Source organism: Pseudomonas sp. Xaverov 83 (assembly GCF_019352905.1).
Classification (GTDB): domain Bacteria; phylum Pseudomonadota; class Gammaproteobacteria; order Pseudomonadales; family Pseudomonadaceae; genus Aquipseudomonas; species Aquipseudomonas yamanorum.
The window spans coordinates 1-17,641 of sequence record NZ_JAAAFU010000058.1; the positions used below are offsets into that span (position 1 = coordinate 1).

16 protein-coding genes are annotated in these 17,641 nt (G+C 62.6%); 10 read left to right on the plus strand and 6 right to left on the minus strand.

Annotated features, from left to right (window positions below; genetic code table 11):
- The first annotated feature begins 201 nt into the window (after positions 1 to 201).
- From K0H47_RS18895 to K0H47_RS18940, 10 genes are all read left to right on the plus strand, one after another.
- Complete coding sequence (locus K0H47_RS18895) at positions 202 to 972, plus strand: FadR/GntR family transcriptional regulator (protein WP_003215747.1); 771 nt, start codon at positions 202 to 204, stop codon at positions 970 to 972.
- 96 nt (positions 973 to 1,068) lie between these two features.
- A complete protein-coding gene (locus K0H47_RS18900; RefSeq protein ID WP_003215749.1) occupies positions 1,069 to 2,271 on the plus strand; it encodes an ABC transporter substrate-binding protein in 1,203 nt (400 codons plus the stop codon).
- 67 nt (positions 2,272 to 2,338) lie between these two features.
- Positions 2,339 to 3,199 carry a branched-chain amino acid ABC transporter permease gene (locus K0H47_RS18905; RefSeq protein WP_034107356.1) on the plus strand — a complete coding sequence of 287 codons (861 nt, stop codon included), beginning with the start codon at positions 2,339 to 2,341 and terminating at the stop codon, positions 3,197 to 3,199.
- Between the two features lies 1 nt (position 3,200).
- Complete coding sequence (locus tag K0H47_RS18910) at positions 3,201 to 4,211, plus strand: branched-chain amino acid ABC transporter permease (protein ID WP_063028930.1); 1,011 nt, start codon at positions 3,201 to 3,203, stop codon at positions 4,209 to 4,211.
- Positions 4,208 to 4,957, plus strand: coding sequence for an ABC transporter ATP-binding protein (locus K0H47_RS18915; protein WP_003215756.1), 750 nt, complete (start codon positions 4,208 to 4,210; stop codon positions 4,955 to 4,957). The genes K0H47_RS18910 and K0H47_RS18915 overlap by 4 nt, the downstream gene beginning before the upstream one ends.
- Positions 4,957 to 5,652, plus strand: coding sequence for an ABC transporter ATP-binding protein (locus tag K0H47_RS18920; protein WP_008430585.1), 696 nt, complete (start codon positions 4,957 to 4,959; stop codon positions 5,650 to 5,652). The genes K0H47_RS18915 and K0H47_RS18920 overlap by 1 nt, the downstream gene beginning before the upstream one ends.
- Positions 5,653 to 5,665: 13 nt before the next feature.
- Positions 5,666 to 6,937 (plus strand): Zn-dependent hydrolase, encoded by a 1,272-nt coding sequence (locus K0H47_RS18925; RefSeq protein ID WP_177072200.1) that lies wholly within the window; start codon positions 5,666 to 5,668, stop codon positions 6,935 to 6,937.
- On the plus strand, positions 6,934 to 8,337 hold the full coding sequence (locus tag K0H47_RS18930) for an amidase (RefSeq protein WP_219273408.1): 1,404 nt from the start codon (positions 6,934 to 6,936) through the stop codon (positions 8,335 to 8,337). Before K0H47_RS18925 ends, K0H47_RS18930 begins: the two co-directional genes overlap by 4 nt.
- Positions 8,338 to 8,500: 163 nt before the next feature.
- On the plus strand, positions 8,501 to 9,364 hold the full coding sequence (locus K0H47_RS18935; RefSeq protein ID WP_008430591.1) for a LysR family transcriptional regulator: 864 nt from the start codon (positions 8,501 to 8,503) through the stop codon (positions 9,362 to 9,364).
- Between the two features lie 51 nt (positions 9,365 to 9,415).
- Entirely contained in the window at positions 9,416 to 10,420 is a 1,005-nt protein-coding gene (locus K0H47_RS18940; protein WP_063028922.1) for a LacI family DNA-binding transcriptional regulator, read from the plus strand.
- Here the strand turns inward: K0H47_RS18940 and K0H47_RS18945 are convergent.
- The 6 genes from K0H47_RS18945 to K0H47_RS18970 all read right to left on the minus strand — a co-directional run bounded on the left by K0H47_RS18945 (position 10,417) and on the right by K0H47_RS18970 (position 17,419).
- Entirely contained in the window at positions 10,417 to 11,142 is a 726-nt protein-coding gene (locus K0H47_RS18945) for an SDR family oxidoreductase (protein WP_063028920.1), read from the minus strand. The genes K0H47_RS18940 and K0H47_RS18945 overlap by 4 nt on opposite strands.
- Before the next feature lie 138 nt (positions 11,143 to 11,280).
- Positions 11,281 to 12,813 (minus strand): FGGY-family carbohydrate kinase, encoded by a 1,533-nt coding sequence (locus K0H47_RS18950; RefSeq protein ID WP_063028919.1) that lies wholly within the window; start codon positions 12,811 to 12,813, stop codon positions 11,281 to 11,283.
- Between the two features lies 1 nt (position 12,814).
- Complete coding sequence (locus K0H47_RS18955) at positions 12,815 to 13,894, minus strand: alcohol dehydrogenase catalytic domain-containing protein (protein WP_093210203.1); 1,080 nt, start codon at positions 13,892 to 13,894, stop codon at positions 12,815 to 12,817.
- 68 nt (positions 13,895 to 13,962) lie between these two features.
- Entirely contained in the window at positions 13,963 to 14,955 is a 993-nt protein-coding gene (locus K0H47_RS18960) for an ABC transporter permease (RefSeq protein WP_093210202.1), read from the minus strand.
- Entirely contained in the window at positions 14,921 to 16,429 is a 1,509-nt protein-coding gene (locus K0H47_RS18965) for a sugar ABC transporter ATP-binding protein (protein ID WP_219273409.1), read from the minus strand. Before K0H47_RS18965 ends, K0H47_RS18960 begins: the two co-directional genes overlap by 35 nt.
- Positions 16,430 to 16,492: 63 nt before the next feature.
- On the minus strand, positions 16,493 to 17,419 hold the full coding sequence (locus tag K0H47_RS18970; RefSeq protein WP_177072203.1) for a substrate-binding domain-containing protein: 927 nt from the start codon (positions 17,417 to 17,419) through the stop codon (positions 16,493 to 16,495).
- Positions 17,420 to 17,641: the final 222 nt, after the last annotated feature.

Genomic DNA, 17,641 nt, shown 5'->3' on the forward strand with positions numbered 1-17,641 from the left:
AGCGTTTTGCTTACTTTTGCGCTGTTCAAAAGTGAGCCGCTGTAAGAGCGGAACCATAGGCGGCCGTTACCTAAATAACGGATATACACACCCCCACCATTTACGACCCATCCAAACCAAAAACGACCCCCTCCGTTGACGCCCCACCCCAAACCCCTATTAAGTACTATTAATGCGCATTAATAGGATCAATCAACCACCATGCTAAGCCGCCCGTTGCGCCGCAAACGCCAGAAGCTCTCCGACGTGATCGTCGAGTCGGTCAAACGCTCAATCGTCACCGATGCCCTGAAGCCCGGCGACCGTTTGCCCACCGAACGCGAACTGATGGAAAGCTTCCAGTGCTCCAAAGGCTCCGCCCGCGAAGCCCTCAAGGCGCTGGAAGTCGAAGGCCTGGTGAACACCCGCACCGGCCCGAGCGGCGGCGCCTATCTCAACCAAGCCGGCACCGAACCCGCCAGCCGCGCCTTGCGCAACTACCTGCACTTCCAGCACCTGGACGGCGAACAGGTCTACCAACTGCGCAAAGTCATCGAAGTCGAACTCGCCGTCTCGGTCCTGGGCCGCCTGAGCGAAGACGACTACCGCGCCCTCCAGGACAACGTCGATTTCTGCAGCGCCCCCGAAGACAGCGAAGCCGGCCAACGCGAACAACGCATCGCCGAACTGGAATTCCACAACCTGCTGGCCAAGGCCTGCCCCAACCCGCTGCTGAGCTTCATGGCGCAATTCCTCAACGACCTGCTGCGCGACCTGGTCGTCCTGAAAAAAGCCTACAAACCCAAGCGCAAGCAATTCGACGCCGCCAACCTCGACTATCACAAGCAACTGCTGATCGCCTTCCGAGCCGAAGACGAAGCCACCGTACGCAGCCTGATGCACGAACACATGTGCGACGCCGAACACCACATGACCGCCCTTGAAGGTGAGGTCAGCCCGCACTTTCTACTGGAGTTCGATCACAACCACTGACACCCCCCAACCCCCAATAAAAGGCCTGCCCACAGGCCGTGCTCCACCGTATCGCCATTGCCACTCCTGCCAATAACTAATCCAGGGAGTCACCCCATGCAGCGTCGTACGTTGTTGAAAGCCAGTCTCACCGCAGCCGCCGCCCTCAGCCTCCCGCTGAGCGTGCGTTCTGCATTCGCCGCAGAGCCCTTTACCTTTTACGGCCTCAAGTCCATGTCTGGCGCCTTTGCCAGTTATGGCAAATTTGCCGACATGGGTTCACGCCTCGCGGTGGAACAACACCCCGAGCTGCTCGGCCGCCCGCTGGTCTACAAAGTGATCGACACCGAAGGCAACGCCGGCAAGGCCGTGCGCAAGGTCCAGGAAGCGATCCAGCAGGACGGCGCACGCTTTTTCCAGGGCTGTACCCTGTCGTCTTCGGCACTCGCGGTGGCCAAGGAAGTGAGCAAGGCCGGTGGCGTGTTCATGACCCCGGTGGGCGCCGATGAAGTCACCGGCAAGGACTGCAACAGTGCCACCTTCCGCTGGTCGGTACCCACCTACGGTGCGATCCGCGAGACCCTCGTGCCGCTGATCAAGCTGCTGCCCGACGCCAAGCGCTGGTACACCATCACCCCGCAATACGTATTCGGCGAAGCCCTGCTCGAAGGCGCCAAATCGGTGCTGGCCGAGCATGGCCTGGAACACGCCGGCAACAGCTACCACTCGCTGCAGGAGCAGGAATTCTCCGGCTACCTGACCAACGCAATCGCCGCCAAACCCGACGTGCTGGTGCTGCTGAACTTCGGCAGCCAGTCGTCCAACACCCTGCGCCAGGCGGTGAACTTCGGTATCAAGGAGCGCATGAAAGTGCTGCTGGTGTGGTCCGCCGGCCTAGATCAGTTCCAGGAGCTGGGCAGTGACGTATTGGAAGGCGTGTACCTCGGCGCGCAGTACTGGCATCAGGTCGACACCCCGCTCAACCGCGACCTGGTGAAACTGACCAAGGCCAAATACGGCATCAACCCCACCTACCCGCTGGCCGCTGACTACATCAGCACCAAGGTCATGCTCGAAACCATCATCTCCACCGGCAGTTTTGACGGGCCGACCGTGGCCAAGGCCATGCAGGGCCTGAGCTACGAAGGCCCCACCGGCAAGGAGTCGATCCGCGCCGGCGACCATCAGGTGATCAAGGATTACTACCTGCTGGTGGGCAAGGCCGCCGGCGACATGGCCGACAAGGATGACCTGGCCAAGGTGCTCAGCTCCGGCCAGTCGTTCCCGCCGGTGGAAGCCACGGGCTGCGTGCTCGGCTGATCCGCTGAAAATCTACTGGTGACACAGCGCAGGGCCGCTCATGCGGCCGCCTGCCGAGGGTTCCTGCATGCTTAATCTTTACCTGTTCCAGATTCTCAACGGCCTGGGCCTTGGGATGATTTACTTCCTGATCGCGGTCGGCTTGACGATCATTTTCGGCCTGCTGAACTTCGTCAACTTCGCCCACGGTGCGTTCTTTTTGCTGGGCGCCTACATCTGCTACACCGCCGTCAGCCTTACCGGCAGTTTCTGGCTGGCGCTGCTGATTGCGCCGCTGGTGGTGGCCGCGCTGGCCTGGGCGATCGAGCGATTATTGATCCAGCGGATTTATCATTTGCCGCACATGTTCCAGATTCTGGTGACCCTGGGGATCGCCCTGATCATCCAGGAAGCCAGCGTGATGATCTGGGGCCCGGTGGGCAAAAGCGTCGCCGTACCGGAATTGCTGCGCGGGGTGCTGGTGGTCGGTGATTTCGTCTACCCCTACTACCGCCTGTTCCTGATCGTGTTTTCCGGCCTCGTCGGTCTGGGCCTGTGGCTGCTGCTGGAACGCACACGCTTCGGCGCCCTGGTGCGGGCCGGCAGTGAAAGTACGGAAACCGTATCCCTGCTGGGCACCAACATCTTTCGCCTGTTCTCCATGACCTTCGCCCTCGGCGTGGCCCTGGCCGGCGTTGCCGGTGTGCTGTTCGCCCCGTTGCGCGGCGCCCAGCCCTTTGTCGGCCCGGAAATCCTCGGCGTGGCGTTCGTGGTGGTGGTGATTGGCGGCATGGGTTCCTTCAGCGGCGCACTGGTGGGCGGCCTGTTGGTCGGCGTGGTGCAAAGCCTGATGACCACACTCTGGCCCCAGGGCGCGAGCCTGATGATCTACGGCGCGATGGCCGTGGTGATTCTGGTACGTCCTTACGGCCTGTTCGGGAGAGCCTGACATGAGCGAGAAAAATCCCCTGCCGTTCGCCAAGACCCAGTCGCGCTACATGCTGCTGTTGGTGCTCGCGGTGTTGATCGGCCTGCCGTTGATTCTGCCCTCGGCAACCCTGGCCACCGAGATCCTGATCTTTGCCATGGCCGCCCTCGCCTGCAACCTGCTGCTGGGTTACACCGGGCTGCTGTCGTTCGGCCAAGGCATCTTCTTTGGGGCCGGCGCCTACTGCGCGGCGTTGCTGATGATTCACCTGCAGCTGGGCCTGTTCAGCGCATTGCTGGGCGCTGCGGTCGCCGGTGGTTTCCTGGCGTTTCTGGTGGGTGCCCTGGCGATCCGTCGCACCGGCATTTACTTCGTGATGCTGACCCTGGCCTTCAGCCAGATGGCCTACTTCGTCGCCTACACCCTGAGCGACTGGACCGGCGGCGACAACGGCCTGCTCAGCGTGCCGCGCCCGGAAATCCGTCTCGGTGACACGGTGCTGTTGTCGCTGACCGATGCTCGCGCGTTTTACGGGTTTGTCGCGGTGCTGTTCCTGTTGATCTTCATCGGCGCCCGCCGAGTGATCGCCTCGCCATTCGGCAGCACGCTGATGGCGATCCGCGAAAACGAAACCCGGGCTTCGGCCATCGGCTACGACACCCGCCACTTCAAGATCCTGGTGTTCGTGTTGTCTGGCGCCGTGACCGGGATTGCCGGGGCGCTGTACGCGATGCTGCTGCACTTTGTGCCGCTGTCGAACATCGACCTGGCGATGTCCGAGAACATTCTGATCATGACCATCGTCGGCGGCACCGGCTCGCTGTTCGGCTCCTTGCTGGGCGCCGGTTCCATCGTGCTGCTGGGGGACTTCCTGTCCGACCTGTGGCCGCGCTGGCTGATGCTGCTGGGGGTGATTCTGATCCTGGTAGTGATCTTCATGCGCGGCGGTTTGTGGGGCGGCTTGTCGACCCTGTTCGAACGTGTGCGCGGCAGCCGCAAGGCCGACGTTGTGAGCAAGGAGAAGCTGTCATGAGCATCCTGTTGGAAACCAAGAACCTGGAACTGGCCTACGGCGCATTCCACGCCGTGAACGGCGTCAACCTCAAGGTGGAAGCCGGCACCATCCACACCATCATCGGCCCCAATGGCGCCGGCAAGACCAGTCTGTTCCACTGCCTGACCGGCGAACGCCAGGCCACCGCCGGGGCGATCCATTTCGACGGCAAGAACCTGATGCGCAAACCGGCCCACGGCCGCGTCGGCCTGGGCATGGCCCGCTCGTTCCAGCTCACCAGCCTGTTCCAGAACCTCAGCGTGCGCGAGAACCTGCGCCTGGCCGCCCAGGGCCGCGACGGTGCCCGCGCCCTGAACTTCTGGCGCCGGGTCGACAGCAAGCGCGAACACCTGGAGATGGCCGACCAGGTGCTGGAACGCCTGCAACTCACCGCCCGCGCCGACACCCTGGCCGGCGAGTTGTCCCACGGCCAGCAGCGGGTGCTGGAAGTCGGCATGTCGATCTGCTCCAGACCCAAGCTGCTGATGCTCGACGAACCCACCTCGGGCATGGGCATCGACGACATTCCGATCATGACCCAACTGATCAGCGACCTCGGTCGCGACCATACCGTGCTGTTGATCGAGCACAACATGAGCATCGTCATGTCCATCAGCCAACGCATCACCGTGATGAGCCACGGCCAGATCCTGGTGGAAGGCACACCGGAATTCGTGCGCGCCGACGAGCGCGTGCGCACCGCCTATTTGGGAGAAGCCGCCTGATGCTGACCGTCGACAATATCCATTCCTACTACGACAAGAGCCATGTCCTTGAAGGCGTGTCCCTGACCGTCAATCCCGGCGAACTGGTGACCCTGCTGGGGCGCAATGGTGCCGGCAAGACCACCACCCTGCGCAGCATCCTCGGGATTATCTGCCCGCGCCAGGGCCAGATTCACTTCAACGGCCAGCCACTGGTAGGGCAGAAAATCTTCGAAATCGCCCGTCAGGGCCTGGCGCTGGTGCCGGAGAACCGCGGGATCTTCCGCCTGCTGACCGTCGAGGAAAACCTGCGGATCGCGGTGCGCAAAACTAGCCGCTGGCAGATGGAAGACGTGTACGGCATGTTCCCGCGCCTCAAGGAGCGCCGCAAAAACGCCGGCCACGCGCTATCTGGCGGTGAGCAACAGATGCTCGCCATCGCCCGCGCCCTGCTTAACGATCCGAAGCTGCTGATCCTCGACGAACCCACCGAAGGCCTCGCGCCGGTGATCGTCGACGAGTTGGTGAAGATCCTGCGCAAGGTCAAGGAAGACGGCCTGCCGGTGCTGCTGGTGGAACAGAACCTGATGGTCTGCGACAAGCTCGCCGACCGCCATTACGTCCTCGAACAAGGCCGCGTGGTGTACGAAGGCAGCGCCGAAGCCTTCCGCGCCGACCCGACGATCAAGAACCGCTACCTGGCCCTGAGTGCCTGACCGGAGACTGCTGATGAATAGTTTTGCGCAACCGCTCCAGAGCAACGCCCCGCTGATCAACCGCGACCGCCTGTGGCAATCGTTGATGGACCTCGCCCGCCTGGGCGCCACGCCAAAAGGTGGCGTATGTCGCCTGGCCCTCACCGACCTTGACCGCCAGGCCCGCGACCTGTTTGTGCAATGGTGCGAGGCGGCCGGGTGCAGCGTCAGCGTCGACGCCATCGGCAATATCTTTGCCCGCCGCGCCGGGCGTAATCCGGCACTGGCGCCGGTGATGACCGGCAGCCATATCGACACCCAGCCTACCGGCGGCAAGTTCGACGGCTGCTATGGCGTGATGGCCGGCCTGGAAGTGATCCGCACCCTCAACGATTTGAACCTGGAGACCGAAGCGCCGATTGAAGTGGTGGTGTGGACCAACGAAGAGGGCTCGCGTTTTCCGCCGTGCATGATGGGTTCCGGGGTATTCGCCGGTAAATTCGACCTGCAGGAAACCCTCGACAAACAGGACGAGCACGGCCTGTCAGTGGGCGCCGAATTGCAGCGCATCGGCTATGCCGGTTCCCGTGCGGTACTGGGTCATCCGGTAGGCGCCTATTTCGAGGCGCATATCGAGCAAGGCCCGGTGCTGGAAGACCAGGCCACCACCATTGGCGTGGTCATGGGCTGCCTGGGCCAGAAGTGGTTCGACCTGACCTTCACCGGCGTCGAGGCCCATGCCGGCCCCACGCCGATGCACCTGCGCAAGGACGCCTTGGTAGGCGCGGCGCAAGTGGTCAGCGCGGTGAATCGCATCGCCCACGAACAACAACCCCATGCCTGCGGCACAGTCGGTTGCCTGAGCCTGCATCCAGGCTCACGCAACGTGATTCCCGGCCAGGTGCACATGACCATCGACCTGCGCCACCTGCACGCCGACAAGCTGCAAGCGATGGTCGACGAAGTGCGCCAGGTGATCGAAGCGACTGCCGAGCAACACGGGCTGAGCTTTGAACTGACGCCTACCGCCGACTTCCCGCCGCTGGACTTCAACCCCGCCTGCGTCAACGCCGTGCGCGAGGGTGCAAGCGCTCTGGGCCTGAGCCATATGGACATCGTCAGCGGCGCCGGGCATGACGCGATCTTCGTCGCCGAACTGGGCCCTGCCGGGATGATTTTTGTGCCATGCGAAGGCGGCATCAGCCACAACGAAATCGAAAACGCCGCGCCGGATGACCTGGCGGCGGGCTGCGCCGTGTTGCTGCGGGCCATGGTCAACGCGGCGCAAGGAGGGAAAGCGGCATGACGGATATCGCCAACCTGACCGCTGTTGAGCTGCTGGCTCTCTATCGGGATAAACGCCTGTCGCCGGTGGAAGTCACCGAAGACGCATTGCTGCGAATCGAACGCTACAACCCGGCGGTCAACGCCTACTGCCACGTCGACCCGGAAGGCGCCTTGAACGCGGCCCGAGCCTCGGAACAGCGCTGGCTCAAGGGCCAGCCGTGCGGGGCGCTGGACGGTGTGCCGGCGTCCATCAAGGACCTGACGCAGACCCTCGGCATGCCGACGCGCAAGGGTTCGCGCACCACCTCCGCCGAGGGCCGGTGGGAGGTGGATGCGCCCTTCTCGGCCTTCATGCGCAAGGCCGGCGCGGTGCTGCTGGGCAAGACCACCACGCCGGAGTTCGGGTGGAAAGGCGTCACCGATAATCCGTTGTATGGGATTACTCGCAATCCGTGGGACACGCGCATGACGGCGGGCGGTTCGTCCGGCGGTGCCGGTGCGGCGGCGGCCTTGAACCTGGGCGTGCTGCACCAGGGCAGCGATGCCGGTGGCTCGATCCGGATTCCCTGCGCGTTCACCGGCACCTTTGGCATCAAGCCGACTTTCGGTTATGTGCCGCAATGGCCGGCCAGTTCAATGACTATTTTGTCTCACCTGGGGCCGATGACCCGCACCGTGGAAGACTCGGTGCTGATGCTGCAAACCATCGCGCAACCAGACGCGCGGGACGGTTTGATCGGCGCGCCCCGGACCACGCCATGGTTGCAGGCTGGGGCTGACTTGAAGGGCCTGCGTATCGCCTATAGCCCGAACTTCGGTTATGTGGACGTGGACCCGCAAGTGGCCAGGGTCGTCGCCAAAGCGGTCGAAGGCCTGGTGCAGTTGGGTGCCCATGTTGAGCAGATTGATCCGGGGTTCAGTGATCCGCTGGAGGTGTTCAATACCCTGTGGTTTGCCGGTGCGGCGCGCCTGGCCGGGCCGTTAAGCGATGCGCAACGGCAACTGATGGACCCGGGGTTGCTGCGCATTGCCCGACTGGGCGAGCAGATCAGCCTCAGTGACTACAGTGCGGCGCTGGAAGCACGGGCTGCGCTGGTGGCGCACATGGCGGCATTCCATGAACATTACGATGTGCTGGTTTCGCCGATGATGCCGATCACCGCGTTCGAGGCCGGGCATAACGTGCCGCCGGGTTCGGGCCTTGGGGAGTGGATGGAATGGACGCCGTTTACCTATCCCTTCAACTTGACCCAGCAACCGGCGGCGTCGGTGCCGTGCGGGTTGGCAGCGAATGGGTTGCCGGTGGGGTTGCATGTGGTGGGGGCGCGGTTTGCGGATGAGCAGGTGCTGAGGGTTTGCCAGGTTTATGCCAAGGCTTTCCCGACCGAGCACCTGCAAACACCCAAAACCCCAACCTGAAATGCAATCAAACTGTGGGAGCTGGCTTGCCTGCGATAGCGGTGGGTCATTCAGCCCACTGGGTACTGATGCATCGCCATCGCAGGCAAGCCAGCTCCCACATTTGATCGCACTCCGTTCCTGCATCGCTCTACAATGTCCCCCATTCATTCCCGGGGGTTTCATGGACATCGAACTGGCACGCACCTTCCTCGAAATCACCCGCTGCGGCAGCCTCGCCGCGGCGGCCGAGAAGCTGCACGTCACCCAGACGGCGATCACCGCCCGCGTCAAGAACCTCGAAAGCCAGCTCAACAGCACCCTGTTCGTGCGCAACCGCGCCGGTGCCCGCCTGACCCCGGATGGCGAAGCTTTCGTGGTCTACGCCAACCAGCTGGTACAAACCTGGGAAGCCGCCCGCCGCGACCTGCCGTTGCCCGATGGCTACCGCAACGTGCTGCACATCGGTGGCGAAGTCAGCCTGTGCAACCCGTTGATGCTCGGCTGGGCCCAGGCCTTGCGTGAACACATTCCCGGTCATGCCCTGCGCACCGAGATTCGCGAAGGCGAGTACCTGTTGCGCCAACTGGAGCTGGGGGTACTGGACGCTGCACTGGTGTTCCAGCCGCAATACTGGCCGGGGTTGCAGGTGGAGCAGGTGCTGGAAGAAAAACTGATCCTGGTGCAGCTGGCGGCCCGGCCCGAGCCCTACGTGTACATCGACTGGGGCCAGGGCTTCCGTCAGCAACACGACGCGGCCCTGCCGGACAAAGCCCGCGCCGCCCTGAGTTTCAATCTCGGGCCGTTGGCCTTGCAGTACATCCTGGAGAATGGCGGCGCCGGGTATTTCCGTACGCGGGTGGTGCAGAGCTACCTGGACAGCGGTGTGATGGAGCGGGTGCCCAAGGCGCCCGAGTTCAGCTTTCCAACGTACCTGGTGTATTCCCGCGAGCGCGACTCGGCGGTTTTGCAGCAGGCGCTGGGCTTGCTGCGGGCGGTGGTGGAGGCGGAAAAGGATTGGTCGCAGCGCTGGGATCCGGTGATTTGATCCCGTGCACATGGTAGCCTCAGGTTGTTTTCTCCTGGTTTCCCCCTGCCGATGAACAAGAAAAAATCCGTCACCATCAGCGACATCGCCAAACGGGTCAACATGACCACCATCACGGTGTCCCGTGCGCTGAGCAAACCCGACCTGGTCAAGCCCGCCACCCTGGCGCGGATTCTCGAGGTGGCGCGAGAGCTGGACTACGTGCCCAACGCCTTCGCCCGCGGGCTCAAGCGCAGCGAAAGCCTGATCATCGGCGTGATTACCGCCTCGGTGGACAACCCCTTCTACAGCGAGATGATCAAGGCGATTTCCCGCGAGGCGAAAAAGCACGGCTACACCATCATGCTGGTGGACACCGATGAGCTGGAAGAACTGGAAAGCAAGGCGGTCGACACCCTGCTGGGCTACCGCGTGGCGGGGATTATTTTATCGCCGGTCTCCGATGAGCCCAGCTACCAGCCGGACTACCTGGAGCGCCTGGGCAACGGCAAGACCCCGGTGGTGTTGCTTGACCGCACCATCCACGAGAGTCCGTTCAGCCGCGTGGTACTGGACAACTACCACAGCGGCATCGAGGCGGCGCAGTACCTGGTGCGACAAACCCCTAACCTGAAACGACTGCTGGTGCTGACCGGGCCGGAGCATTCGCGCATCACCATGGAACGCCTCAAGGGCTTGAAAGAAGTCCTGGCCGATCACCCGCAGGTGCAGGTCGAAGTGTGTGCCGGCGACTACACGCTGATGCCCTCCTACCTGCACACCCTCGACTACCTGGCCGAGCATTCGGCGCCGGACGCGATCATGGGCTTCAACCAGTTGATCACCCTCGGCGCGTTGCGTGCGTTGCGCATGCACAACATCCCCCACGACAGCCTGACCATCTGCGGCATCGACCGCCTGCCCTTCGCCGATATCTTCGGCGTGCCGATTGCCTGCGTGGCCCATGACGCGTCACTGGCCGGCAGCAGCGCAGTGCGACTGCTGCTGGACCGCCTCGAAGACCCGCACAAACCGCGGGACAAAGTGGTAATCGCCGGCAAACTGGAGAACGGCTAGCGGCTGGTATAGCCGCCATCGATCGGCAGGCTGACGCCGCTGATCATGCTGGCGGCATCGCTCAGCAGGAACAGCACCGGCAGGGCCACCTCCGCCGTTTCGGCAAACCTCCCGAGGGGAATCGCCGCCAATGCCGGGTCGCGCTTGGCCGGTGCCGACCAGGCCATCTGCGCCATGGGCGTCAGGGTCACGGTGGGGTTGACGCTGTTGACGCGAATTCCGAAGCGGCCCCATTCCGCGCATTGCACCCGGGTGACGGCGTCCAGTGCGGCCTTTGAGGCGCAGTAGCCAAGGTGATCGTCCAGCGCTACCAGTGAGGCCTGGCTTGAGACGTTGACGATGCTGCCGGGAATCTTGGCTTCAATCATTGCAGCGGCGATACGGCTGGCGACCTGGGCGGCGGCGCGGGCGTTGACGTTCATCACCTGATCGAAGGCTTCGGCGCTGATGGCAGCCGCCGGCTCCAGGCGAGAGATGCCGGCGCAGTTGACCAGGCCGTGCATCGGCGGCAGGCCTTGCAGGGCCAGGTCCAGGGCGGTGCTGTTGGCGATGTCCAGGCACAGGGTTTCGCAGCCGAGTTGGGCCAGGGACTGGGCGTCGCGGCCCAGCGCGAAAACCTCGGCGCCGCTGGCGATCAATTGCAGGGCGATTTCCCGGCCGATACCGCTGCTGGCGCCGGTGACGAGGATGCGCTGGTGGGTGAAGTCGAAGGTAGCGTTCATGGCAACTATTCCAAAACCAATAGAGATCCAATGTGGGAGCTGGCTTGCCTGCGATAGCGGTGGGTCATTTAGCCCACTTGGTACTGATGCAGCGCCATCGCAGGCAAGCCAGCTCCCACACGTTTGATCGGTGTTCGCTTAAGCGTTCTGCAGGCTGTGCATCACCGGTTTCAGCGCCGGATACAGTTTCAAATACTCGGCAAATGCCCGGTCATACACCCCGACATTCCCAACCTCCGGCTCCGCCCGCAGCTCCAGCTGCACCCAGCCCTTCTCCATCTCCCGATCATCCACCAACCCCACTGCGTGGGCCGCCAGCAACGCCGCGCCCAGTGCTGCCTCCACCTCTTGCACGATGGTGTAGACCGGGTAGTGGGTGATGTCCGCAATGATCTGCATCCACAAATCCGAATGGCTCGCCCCACCCACCACAATCAACCGTGGATCAAGGGAATGCGCCCCACGGGTGCCCGCTTCGATATTGTGTCGCAGGGCAAAACTCACCCCTTCGAGCACCGCGCGGTACAGGTGGATACGGCTGTGATACAGGTTCAGCCCGACAAAGCTGCCGCTGGCGCGGTCATCCCACACCGGGCTGCGTTCGCCCATGAGGTACGGCAGGAACAACAGCCCCTCACTGCCCGCCGGGATCTTCGCAGCGCTCTGCTCCAGCAGCCACAAACTGTCCTGGCCGGTCTCCCTGGCCTGCTGCTCTTCGGCCTGGCAGAACTGCTCGCGAAACCAGCTCACCGACGCCCCGGCGGTAATCGCACCGCCGAAGATGTACAGGTCCTGATGGCCGTTATAGACGTGGGGCATGCTCACCAGGCCATGGCGCGCGTCCACCTGCTGATTGAGATAACCCCAACACATGCTGGTGCCAATCATCGCCACGTGATTGCCCGGTCGCGTCACTCCTGCCGCCAATGTGGCCATGGCCGCATCCACGCCTCCGGCAAGGATCGGCGTACCCGCCTGCAAGCCCAATCGCCGGGCCCATTCCTCGAGCAAACCGCCGACCACTTCACCGGAATACAGCAAGCGCTCCGGCATCATCGCCAACGGAATCCCAAGCGCCGCCAGCATTTCGGCCGACCAGCCACGCCGGGCCACATCGTAGACGCCACCGATATTGCCAGCGCTGCTGTGATCCACCGCCAACTCACCGGTCAGGCACCAGTTGATGTAGCTGTTGGGCGGCAGCAGGTAACGGGTGTTGGCCCACACCTGCGGCTGGTGTTGCTTGAGCCAGAGCATCTTGGTGAAGCCGTAGTAGCTGTCCACCGAGTTGCCGGTGACCGCAAACAACCGCTCCAGGTCCACATGCTCGCGCACCCATGCCACTTGCTCGCCCGCGCGCCGGTCCATCCAGATCAGGCACGGGTGCAGCGGCGTGATCTGCGCGTCCACGGCAATTCCGGAGCCGCCATACAGGCTGCTGATGCACAGCGCCTTGACCTGCTCTTTCCCTACGCCAGCCTTGGCCATGCACTGGGCGACGCAGGTCTCGACCGCATCCAGCCAGACCTGCGGCCACTGCTCGGCCCAGCGCACTTTCGGGGTATCCACACGATACCCTTGGCTGTGCTGGGCGATGATCAAGCCGTCCGCATCCACCAGCAGCGCCTTGGTGCTCTGCGTGCCGATGTCCACACCCATTACGTAGTTCATCTCAGACCACCGGCTTCAGCAGCACCTTGATCGACTTGGTCGAGTTGGCCAGCTCAAACGCCTCGGCCCAGTTATCCAGCCCGAAGTCATGGGTCACGATACCCTTGGAGGTCACCAGGCCGCGCTCGAACAGGTCGATCGCCACCGGGTAGCAGTAAGGCCCCAGGTGCGCGCCGCGTACGTCCAGCTCCTTGCGGTCACCGATGATCGACCAGTCGGCGCTGGTCTCAGCGCCAAACACGCTGAACTCGACAAACCGCCCGAGCTTGCGAATCAGATCCAGGCCTTGGGTAACGCCCGCTGGTACGCCAGTGGTTTCGATGTACACGTCGCAGCCGTAGTTATCGGTCAGGCCATTGATGATCTCCCGGGCATTGTCCCGGGACGGGTTGATCACCACGTCGGCACCGTATTTCTTCGCCAGTTCCAGGCGCTCGTCGACCATGTCGATCACCACCAGTTTCTTCGGCGTTTTAAGGGCGGCCACTTGCACCATGCACAGGCCCAAGGTGCCGGCACCGGCGATGACCAACACGTCATCCAGCTGAATCTCACCGCGGTTGACGGTGTGAATCGCACAGGACATCGGCTCGATCAGCGCCGAATCTTCCAGGGACACCGACTCCGGAATCTTGTGCACGATGGCGGTCTTCGGGATGCGCATGTACTGGGCCATGCCACCTTCGGCCACTTCACGCTGGAAGCCGAAGATGTTGTGCACCTCGCACATCCAGTACTTGCCGGACTTGCAGAAGCGGCACTTGCCACACGGTACGATCTGCTCGGCGATCACCTTGTCGCCGACCTTCACTTCAAAGTGCTCCTCGGCGCCCTCGCCCGCTTCCACCACGTAGCCAAAAAACTCATGCCCCGGCACCACCGGCGCCTTGACCCACGGGTTGTCGCCGCCCCAGAACATCGCGGCGCCCGAGTGGCATTTGCAGTCACTGGCGCAGATGCCGCAGGCGGCGATGCGGATCACCAGTTCATTGACCCGCGCCTGGGGTTTGCTGATGCGTTCCAGGCGGTAGTCTTTCGGGCCGTGGCAGACGACGGCTTGCATTTCGTTGTGCTTTTCCATGATGTGCGGACCTTTCTTGAGCATGAGAGAACCCATCGCGGCCCCATGGCCGCGTGGAGATAACCGGCTTACTTGTGGCGCTGACGGCTGATAAAGATCGCCAGCAAAATGATCCCGCCCTTGATCACGCTCTGGACGTAGGGCGAGACCCCGAGCATGTTCAAGCCGTTGTTCAACACCCCCAGCAGCATGGCGCCGAGCAAGGTGCCGACAATTACCCCGCGCCCGCCGGCAATCGAGGCGCCGCCCAGAACCACGGCGGCAATCGCGTCGAGTTCAAACGACACCCCGGCATTCGGCTGGCCGCTCATCAAGCGCGAGGTCAGCACCAGCCCGGCAATCGCGGCGGTGAAACCGCTGATGCCATACACCAGCAACTTGAAGCGCGCCGCCCGCACACCGGACAGGCGCACCGCTTCCTCGTTGCCGCCAATCGCGTAGATATAGCGGCCGATGCGGGTGTGTTGCAGCAGCACATAAGCCGCCAGGTACGTCACCAGCATGATCAGGATCGGCACCGAAATGCCGAACAGGCTTTCGCGGCCAAAGAAGCCAAACCACTCCGGCAACCCGGAAATCGGGTAGCCGTCGGTGTACATCAAGCCGAACCCACGGGCGATGCCCATGGTCGCCAGGGTGACGATGATCGGCGGCATGTGCAGGTAGGCGACAAACAAGCCGTTGCCGATGCCGAAGGCCACGCCGACCAGCATTCCGGCGCCAATCGCCAGGCCCGGCGGCAACCCGGCGACCATCAAGCCGGCGGTCAGGGTGCCGGACAAGGCCATTACCGGCCCCACCGACAAATCGATGCCGCCGGTGAGAATCACGCAGGTCATGCCCACCGCGATAATCGCGTTGATCGACACCTGGCGCGCAATGTTCGACAGGTTGTTGGCGGTGAGGAAATTGTCGCTGGCGAAGATCATCACCAACGTCACCACCAGCAGCCCGACAAAGGGATAAAACGCCGGTGAGCGAATCAACCGCGCCAGGTTCAGGCGCAGCCGGCTCGGCCCCACGGCATTAATGGACGTATTCACTTGAGCCCCCTGTTGCATGGCGCATGACCTCTTGAGGATTGACGGCAGACGCTTCCAGTACCTTGACGATGGCGCCCTTATGGAACACGGCGACGCGGTCGCACATGCCGATGACTTCCGGCAGTTCCGAGGAAATCATGATGATTGCGTAGCCTTGTTCGGTGAGGCTGCGCATCAGCGCGTAGATCTGTGCCTTGGCGCCGACGTCGATGCCACGGGTGGGTTCGTCGAACACCAGCACGTCGCAGTGATGGTTGATCCAGCGGGCAATCACCACTTTCTGCTGGTTGCCGCCGCTGAGGTTGAACACCCGGCTCTCGCCGCTGGGGGCCTTGATCGACAGCTGGCGCATCAGGGCTTCGACACTGGCGCATTCCTTGTCCTTGTCGATCAGGCCGCTGGCGTTCTGGTATTTGGGCAGGTTGTTGAGGGAGATGTTTTCGCGAATGCTGAAGTCGGTGATCAGCCCTTCGGTCTTGCGGCTTTCCGGCAGCAGGCCGATACCATGGGCCAACGCCTGGGCCGGGTCGTCGAGGGTGATTTTTTCACCCCGCAGCCACACGTCTTTGCTCACCGACGGCAGCGCGCCCATCATGCCCAGCGCCAATTCCGTACGCCCGGAACCCACCAGGCCGGCAAAGCCGAGAATCTCGCCCTTGTGCAATTCAAAGTGGTTGTGGGGGCCGTTGCGCACCAGTTGGATGTCCTTGACCTCCAGCAACAGCGGCCCGCGTTCGCTGGTGGGCTTGGCTGGAAAACTGCACTCCAGGCGCCGCCCGACCATCATTTCCACCAGGCGGTCGATATCGCTGTCGGCCACATCGGTGACGCCCACATTGCCGCCGTCGCGCAGCACGCTGATGCGGTCGCACACCTGGAAAATCTCCTCCAGATGATGGGAGATAAAAATCACCGCCACACCCTGGCGCTTGAGCTCACGCATGATCTCGAACAGCAGCTCGGCTTCGCTCGGCGTAAGGGTGGCGGTGGGTTCGTCGAGTACCAGCAACCGCGCATCCAGGGCCAGGGCCTTGGCGATCTCGACGAACTGCTGCTCGGCCACACTCAGGTGCTTGACCGCGCATTGCAGGTCAATGCTGACGCCGAGGCGCCTGAACAACGCCTCGCTGGCCTCGACCATTTCGCGCTTGCGCAACAGGCCAAAACGGTTGCTCAGCTCATGGCCGAGGAAGATATTTTCCACTGCCGTGAGGTAGGGAATCAGGCTGAATTCCTGAAATACGATACCGATACCAGCAGCAATCGCATCACGGTACGTCGCGAACTTCCGGGCCTCGCCGTCGATCAGGATCTGCCCTTCGTCCTGGTGCTCGACCCCGCCAAGGATCTTCATCAGGGTCGATTTGCCCGCGCCATTTTCCCCGAGCAAGGCATGAATCTCGCCCCGCTGCACTTCCAGGTTGATCGCCTTGAGAGCTTGCACTCCCGGGTAGCGCTTACAGATGTTTTCCAGCTTCAGAAGACTGCTCATACCGCCGACCTCGCATTCAGATGGATGACCTGTGCCCCACGCCTGGCGTGGGGCCTGGGTGTTTTACCAACTGAAATCCTTGGCTTTGGCCTGGTCGATCAGGGTGATATCCACCGGGATCGTGGCGGGCACTTGCGAGCCCCACTTCTTGGCCAGGGCGATGCCCAGGGCCAGGCGGATCTGGTCACGGGGGTATTGCGCGGAGGTGGCGATGAATTTACTGCCGGGTTTCTGGATGGCCTTGATCGCTTCCGGTGCGCCGTCGACGCTCACCAGTTTGACGTCCAGGCCACTGGCTTCGATGGCCGAGAGTGCGCCGAGGGAGCCGTTGTCGTTGACGCTGAAAATGCCCTTGAGGGTGGGCTGGGCCTGCAGCATGTTTTCGGTGACGGTCAGCGCCTGGTCACGTTCCTGCTTGCCGTTCTGGATGCTCACGATCTTGATGTCGGGGTGCTTGGCCACGGCCTCTTTGCAACCGCGGACGCGTTCCAGGATCGGCACCACGGCGATGCCGTCGAGGATGGCGATATTGCCTTTGTCACCGATGTTCTTGGCCAGGTATTCGCAGGCCTGGAAGCCGGCGTCGAAGTTTTTCGAACCGACGAAGGAGTCCAGTGGGCCTTCGGCTTGGGCGTCGACGGCGACCACGACTACACCGGCGGCGTGGGCGGATTTGACGGCTGATTGCACGCCGACCGAGTCGGTGGGGTTGATCAGCAGGATGTCGATGCCCTTTTGCAGCATGTCTTCGACGTCGCTGACCTGTTTGGACACGTCGTGGCGGGCGTCGGTGATGATCAACTGCGCACCGATGGTCGCCCCGGCTTCCTGCAGGGCGTCTTTCATGGTGACGAAGTAAGGGTTGTTGATTTCCTGGAAGGACGCCCCGATGCGGATGGGGGCGGGTTTGGTGTCGGCTAGTGCCAGGCCAGAAGTGCCAAGACTGATGCTCAGAGCCAATAAACACAGGGTTTTCGGAAGCATTTTCATGGTAGGGATCTCTGTTTTGTTTTTATTTTTAGAGCAAATGTTATCGTTAACATTTTGTAAGAAACTAGCAAAGAAATTCGGGGGTCGCAAGGGGTGTTTGATCGGGGGTGGCGGGGGTGGTGGACATATCCGTTGCTGCGGTAACGGCCGCCTAGGGTTCCGCTCTTACAGCGGCTCACTTTTGAAAAGCGCAAAAGTAAGCAAAACGCTCTTGCCCCACCA

Excerpts from the sequence above, each read along its gene's own strand:
- K0H47_RS18895 (WP_003215747.1), top strand. The coding sequence starts at position 202 with ATGCTAAGCCGCCCGTTGCGCCGCAAACGCCAGAAGCTCTCCGACGTG.
- K0H47_RS18905 (WP_034107356.1), top strand. The coding sequence starts at position 2,339 with ATGCTTAATCTTTACCTGTTCCAGATTCTCAACGGCCTGGGCCTTGGG.
- K0H47_RS18950 (WP_063028919.1), bottom strand. The coding sequence starts at position 12,813 with ATGAACTACGTAATGGGTGTGGACATCGGCACGCAGAGCACCAAGGCG.
- K0H47_RS18930 (WP_219273408.1), top strand. The coding sequence starts at position 6,934 with ATGACGGATATCGCCAACCTGACCGCTGTTGAGCTGCTGGCTCTCTAT.
- K0H47_RS18900 (WP_003215749.1), top strand. The coding sequence starts at position 1,069 with ATGCAGCGTCGTACGTTGTTGAAAGCCAGTCTCACCGCAGCCGCCGCC.
- K0H47_RS18910 (WP_063028930.1), top strand. The coding sequence starts at position 3,201 with ATGAGCGAGAAAAATCCCCTGCCGTTCGCCAAGACCCAGTCGCGCTAC.
- K0H47_RS18965 (WP_219273409.1), bottom strand. The coding sequence starts at position 16,429 with ATGAGCAGTCTTCTGAAGCTGGAAAACATCTGTAAGCGCTACCCGGGA.
- K0H47_RS18940 (WP_063028922.1), top strand. The coding sequence starts at position 9,416 with ATGAACAAGAAAAAATCCGTCACCATCAGCGACATCGCCAAACGGGTC.
- K0H47_RS18945 (WP_063028920.1), bottom strand. The coding sequence starts at position 11,142 with ATGAACGCTACCTTCGACTTCACCCACCAGCGCATCCTCGTCACCGGC.
- K0H47_RS18925 (WP_177072200.1), top strand. The coding sequence starts at position 5,666 with ATGAATAGTTTTGCGCAACCGCTCCAGAGCAACGCCCCGCTGATCAAC.
- K0H47_RS18955 (WP_093210203.1), bottom strand. The coding sequence starts at position 13,894 with ATGGAAAAGCACAACGAAATGCAAGCCGTCGTCTGCCACGGCCCGAAA.
- K0H47_RS18920 (WP_008430585.1), top strand. The coding sequence starts at position 4,957 with ATGCTGACCGTCGACAATATCCATTCCTACTACGACAAGAGCCATGTC.
- K0H47_RS18970 (WP_177072203.1), bottom strand. The coding sequence starts at position 17,419 with ATGAAAATGCTTCCGAAAACCCTGTGTTTATTGGCTCTGAGCATCAGT.
- K0H47_RS18935 (WP_008430591.1), top strand. The coding sequence starts at position 8,501 with ATGGACATCGAACTGGCACGCACCTTCCTCGAAATCACCCGCTGCGGC.
- K0H47_RS18915 (WP_003215756.1), top strand. The coding sequence starts at position 4,208 with ATGAGCATCCTGTTGGAAACCAAGAACCTGGAACTGGCCTACGGCGCA.
- K0H47_RS18960 (WP_093210202.1), bottom strand. The coding sequence starts at position 14,955 with ATGCAACAGGGGGCTCAAGTGAATACGTCCATTAATGCCGTGGGGCCG.